Here is a 4,855-nt window from a genome sequence, read left to right as displayed (position 1 = left end):
CCGACCGGCGGCTGAGCGAGATCACCCAGCAGGCCATGTGGGCCGGCATCGCCGCCCTGGCCGAGGCCCGCTTCGTCGGGCAGATCGGCGAGGCCATCGAAAAGTACGTGCACGCCCAGCCCGGCCCGCGCCTGGGGATCCTGGAGGAGTACTGCGGGCACGGCATCGGCTCGGCCATGCACATGGCCCCGGACGTACTGAACTACAACAGCGGCCACCGCGGCCCGCGGGTCAAGCCCGGTATGGCCCTGGCCATCGAACCGATGCTGGTGCGCGGCAAGCTGGCCACCTCGGTGCTGGATGATGACTGGACCGTGGTTACCAACGACAAGCAGAACGCCTCCCAGTGGGAGCACACCGTGGCCGTGCACCTGGGCGGGATCTGGGTGCTCACCGCGCACGACGGGGGAGCGGCGGGGCTGGAGCCTTCGGCGTGAGCCCCTCACCCATCAAGCCGTAACCGCGGCATGGATCCGGCACCGAGGTGCCGGATCTAACACTTTAAGCGGCCGAATCGATTTGTCGCCACGCCCGCCCATGGCGTATTCTTGACTGTTGGTTGTCTATTTAAGTGCGCCCAAAAGCTCGCAAGGGCTGCGCGGAACCACTGAAACAGGCTTCCGGAACCAATTACTTGTTGCCGCCGCCGGCGGCAACTACCAAAGTTAGCGGGGAAAATGGCCAAGAAGGAAGGTGTCATCCAGGTAGAGGGCACAGTGACCGAAGCATTGCCGAACGCAATGTTCCGCGTCGAACTGCCCAACAAGCACGTCGTGCTTGCAACTATCTCGGGTAAAATGCGCCAGCACTACATTCGAATCCTCCCAGAGGACCGGGTGCAGGTAGAAATGAGCCCATACGATCTCAACCGAGGTCGTATCGTTTACCGCTACAAGTAAATCAGTAGTTTTTGAGACAGCGATCTTGCGGACGTCCAGTGAATGATCACCCGGACGGCCGCTTGAGCATTGTCTTGAGGCAGGCTTGTTTACCGCTCCAAAAATAACTGCAACCGCAAGAGGAGTAAACCCTTGAAGGTTAACCCCAGCGTGAAGCCGATCTGCGACAATTGCAAGGTGATTCGCCGCAATGGTCGCGTTATGGTGATCTGCTCGAACCCACGCCACAAGCAGCGTCAGGGCTAAATCCCTTACGGATTTGTCCCACGCGTAGTCAAGAAATGGCAGCACCGCATCGAATACGCGCGATGCACACCCCCGGTTTCGGAGGCTGGGGACCACTTCGGTGGGAAGGTGCTGCTGAAGACCTCCGAACGTTGAAAGGTAGCCACTTATGGCTCGTTTAGCAGGCGTGGACATCCCACGCGAAAAGCGCGTGATCATCGCGTTGACTTACATCTACGGCGTGGGCAGGACCCGTGCAGAAGAGACCATCGCAGCAACCGGAATCAACCCGGATACTCGCGTGAAGGATCTCACCGACGCTGAGCTGGTTCAGCTGCGTGACTTCATCGAAGGCACCTACCAGGTGGAAGGTGACCTGCGCCGCGAGGTTCAGGCCGACATCCGCCGCAAGGTCGAAATCGGATCCTACGAAGGTATTCGCCACCGCAAGGGTCTGCCGGTTCACGGTCAGCGCACCAAGACCAACGCCCGTACCCGCAAGGGCCCGAAGCGTACCGTCGCCGGTAAGAAGAAGACCCGCTAATTCCTAGCGGTCTAGATCCAAAAACTTTTTCGTAGGAGAAGAAATGCCCCCAAAGACTCGTGGAGCGGTGCGTAAGCCGCGTCGCAAGGACAAAAAGAATATCGCGCTGGGCCAGGCGCACATCAAGAGCACCTTCAACAACACCATCGTGTCGATTACCGACCCGACCGGTGCTGTGATCTCGTGGGCCTCGGCCGGTGAGGTTGGCATGAAGGTTCGCGCAAGTCGACCCCGTACGCCGCACAGATGGCCGCCGAGCAGGCTGCCAAGCGTGCCCAGGAGCACGGCATGCGCAAGGTTGACGTTTTCGTCAAGGCCCGGGCTCGGGACGCGAAACCGCGATCCGCTCGCTGCAGGCCGCCGGCCTTGAGGTTGGGTCCATCCAGGACGTTTCCCCGAGCGCACACAACGGTTGCCGCCCGCCAAAGCGTCGCCGCGTCTAACTCAGCCGTCAGGAAGAGACCTGGAAGCCGCCCCCGCCCCGGCGATGGCCGGCTTCCAGGCCTCACACCTGCAACAGACGTACGCCGCAGAGGCTACCGTCGTTTCCACCCCCGTGTTGCGTCATATAGCGGACGCTCGCCGAAAGGAAATGTAAGTGCTCATTACGCAGCGCCCAACCCTGACCGAAGAAGTTGTTTCCGAGAATCGCTCCCGGTTCGTCATCGAACCGCTGGAGCCGGGCTTTGGCTACACCCTAGGTAACTCGCTTCGCCGTACCCTGCTGTCCTCGATCCCTGGTGCCTCCGTCACCAGCGTTCGCATCGACGGCGTACTGCACGAGTTCTCCACCGTAGCCGGTGTGAAGGAAGACGTCACCGAACTGGTTCTGAACATCAAGAACCTGTCCGTGTCCTCCGAGCACGATGAACCGGTCGTCGCTTACCTGCGCAAGCAGGGCCCCGGCGTCGTCACCGCAGCGGACATCACCCCGCCTGCCGGTGTTGAGTTCCACAATCCAGATCTGCACATCGCCACCCTGAACGCCAACGGCAAGTTCGACATGGAACTGACCATTGAGCGTGGCCGTGGCTACGTGTCCGCCGCCCAGAACAAGAGCGCCGACAGCGAGATTGGCCGGATCCCGGTCGACTCGATCTACTCGCCGGTGCTGAAGGTGACCTTCCGCGTGGAGGCCACCCGTGTTGAGCAGCGCACCGACTTCGATCGCCTGATCGTTGATGTGGAGACCAAGGAGTCGATTTCCCCGCGCGACGCCGTGGCATCGGCCGGCACCACCCTGGTGGAGCTGTTCGGCCTGTTCCGCGAGCTGAACACCGCAGCCGAGGGAATCGAGATCGGCCCGTCGCCAACCGACGCAGCCCTGGCTGCCGACATGGCGCTGCCGATCGAGGACCTGGAACTGACCGTGCGTTCCTACAACTGCCTGAAGCGCGAGGGCATCCACTCCGTGGGTGAACTGGTCACGCGTTCGGAGGCCGACCTGATGGACATCCGCAACTTCGGTGCCAAGTCCATTGACGAAGTCAAGGCAAAGCTTGTAGACCTCGGCCTGTCCCTGAAGGATTCCCCTCCAGGGTTCGACATGGGCAGCCGTGCCGCCATGGAAGACGGCGAGGATGTCTACGGCGACGGCAGCCTCTAGGCACCGCTCTGGCGACAAATAACTTCATCCGGGTTCCGGCCTAAGGGCCGGGAGCGCAGGATTATTCATCTAGGAGAACACCAATGCCAACCCCCACCAAGGTCCGCGTCTCGGCGGCAGCGCAGCTCACGAGCGACTGATCCTCGCCAACCTGTCTGCCCAGCTGTTCGAGAACAAGCAGATCACCACCACCCTGAACCGCGCCAAGCGCCTGGCCCCGCACGCCGAGCGCCTGATCACCTTCGCCAAGCGCGGAGACCTGGCCTCGCGTCGTCGCGTGCAGTCCGTGATCGCATCGCGCAGCCGCACCAACAAGTCGATCGTTCACGAGCTGTTCGAGAACATCGCCCCGGTGATGGCCAACCGTGAAGGCGGCTACACCCGCATCACCAAGATCGGCAACCGCAAGGGCGACAACGCCCCGATGGCTGTCATCGAACTGGTCATGGAGCCGGTTTCGCCGAAGCAGGCCGTCGTGAAGGAAGCCGAAAAGGCTGCCGAGAACGCCGCCCCTGAGGCCACCGAAGAGGCCTAAGGCCCACGGCCCGCACGCACGGGCCACCTCGGTGACCGAACCCCGGAAGCGCATGCTTCCGGGGTTCGGTGCTTAAACGCCCGCCAAAGCCCGCTGCCCATCCCAAGGTTCCTGCGCTTGCCTGCAACGGCGGGCGGGACCACCACCGGATTTGGCAGGACGCCGGACACAGATTGGATAATGGAACCCATGAGCACCCCAGCACCCGAAACCCACCCGCTGGGCGCCACCGTGGCGTCCGGTTCCAGCGAACCGGCCACGGTGCGGATGCGGATGCGCCTGGGCTATGACGGCTCCCAGTTTCACGGGTGGGCCCGGCAGCCAAACGTGCTCGGGGTCCAGCAGCTGATCGAGGAGGGGCTGGCCACCCTGGTGCGCCGCCAGGTCCGGGTGGTTGTGGCCGGGCGCACCGACGCGGGGTGCACGCCCGGAACCAGATGGTCCACTTTGATTTGACCCCCACCGAATACGAGGCGCTGCCGCGGCGCTCACCGCTGAGCCCCGCCAGGCGCTGGTGCGCCGGCTGAACGGGATCCTGGCCAGTCAGGAGGGGGCCGTGCTCATCCATGACGCGGCCGTGGCCGAGCCGGGCTTTGACGCCCGCTTCTCGGCCCTGCAGCGCCGCTACTCCTACCGCATTGCGGACGGGCTGCACCGCTGGGACCCACTGACCCGGCAGTTCACCATGTGGCACCGAGAGGAACTGGATGTGCAGCTGATGGACGCCGAGGCGCGCAGCGTGCTGGGCCGCCACGACTTCCTCTCCTACTGCAAGCCCCGCCCCGATGCCACCACCATCCGCACCCTACAGGAGTTCTCCTTTACCAGGGGCGGAGACGGGATCATCACCGCCCACCTGGTCGCGGACGCCTTCTGCCACAACATGGTGCGCGCCTGATCGGGGCCGCGCTGATGGTGGGGGACGGGCGGGAAACCCAGGCTTCCTCGCCGACCGGCTGCAGGCCATGGTGCGCGATTCGAAGACGAAACTGGCCCACCCCGCGCCTGGTCCTGGAGGAGGTGCGCTACCGCAGGCCGGCAGTGCT

At 63.5% G+C, this 4,855-nt stretch carries 6 protein-coding genes and 3 pseudogenes; all 9 read left to right on the top strand.

Annotated features, from left to right (window positions below; all coding sequences use genetic code 11):
- Positions 1–460 (top strand): annotated as a pseudogene (locus JCM19049_RS08210) (M24 family metallopeptidase); the annotation flags it as partial.
- Between the two features lie 217 nt (positions 461–677).
- Entirely contained in the window at positions 678–899 is a 222-nt protein-coding gene (gene infA / locus JCM19049_RS08205; protein ID WP_054821343.1) for a translation initiation factor IF-1, read from the top strand.
- Between the two features lie 132 nt (positions 900–1,031).
- The gene (gene rpmJ / locus JCM19049_RS19515; RefSeq protein WP_138177229.1) at positions 1,032–1,145 is read left to right on the top strand and encodes a 50S ribosomal protein L36; all 114 of its coding nucleotides are present in this window, start codon (positions 1,032–1,034) and stop codon (positions 1,143–1,145) included.
- Positions 1,146–1,293: 148 nt separating this feature from the next.
- Positions 1,294–1,668 (top strand): 30S ribosomal protein S13, encoded by a 375-nt coding sequence (rpsM, locus tag JCM19049_RS08200; protein ID WP_054821342.1) that lies wholly within the window; start codon positions 1,294–1,296, stop codon positions 1,666–1,668.
- Between the two features lie 121 nt (positions 1,669–1,789).
- Positions 1,790–2,111, top strand: a pseudogene (gene rpsK / locus JCM19049_RS08195) (30S ribosomal protein S11).
- A 155-nt stretch (positions 2,112–2,266) separates the two neighbouring features.
- On the top strand, positions 2,267–3,274 hold the full coding sequence (locus JCM19049_RS08190; RefSeq protein WP_054821340.1) for a DNA-directed RNA polymerase subunit alpha: 1,008 nt from the start codon (positions 2,267–2,269) through the stop codon (positions 3,272–3,274).
- 83 nt (positions 3,275–3,357) lie between these two features.
- A pseudogene (rplQ, locus tag JCM19049_RS08185) lies at positions 3,358–3,803 on the top strand (50S ribosomal protein L17); the annotation flags it as partial.
- A gap of 195 nt (positions 3,804–3,998) precedes the next feature.
- Positions 3,999–4,265: a hypothetical protein gene (locus JCM19049_RS22460; protein ID WP_306420745.1), complete on the top strand. Its 267-nt coding sequence runs from the start codon at positions 3,999–4,001 to the stop codon at positions 4,263–4,265.
- Between the two features lie 58 nt (positions 4,266–4,323).
- Positions 4,324–4,707 (top strand): hypothetical protein, encoded by a 384-nt coding sequence (locus tag JCM19049_RS22455; protein ID WP_306420744.1) that lies wholly within the window; start codon positions 4,324–4,326, stop codon positions 4,705–4,707.
- The last annotated feature ends 148 nt before the right edge of the window (positions 4,708–4,855 follow it).

It is taken from the genome of Arthrobacter sp. JCM 19049 (genome assembly GCF_001310435.1).
The sequence above is the reverse complement of the archived record's forward strand: the minus strand, read 5'-3'. Positions and strand labels throughout refer to the sequence as shown.

Excerpts from the sequence above, each read along its gene's own strand:
- infA (WP_054821343.1), top strand. The coding sequence starts at position 678 with ATGGCCAAGAAGGAAGGTGTCATCCAGGTAGAGGGCACAGTGACCGAA.
- rpsM (WP_054821342.1), top strand. The coding sequence starts at position 1,294 with ATGGCTCGTTTAGCAGGCGTGGACATCCCACGCGAAAAGCGCGTGATC.
- JCM19049_RS22460 (WP_306420745.1), top strand. The coding sequence starts at position 3,999 with ATGAGCACCCCAGCACCCGAAACCCACCCGCTGGGCGCCACCGTGGCG.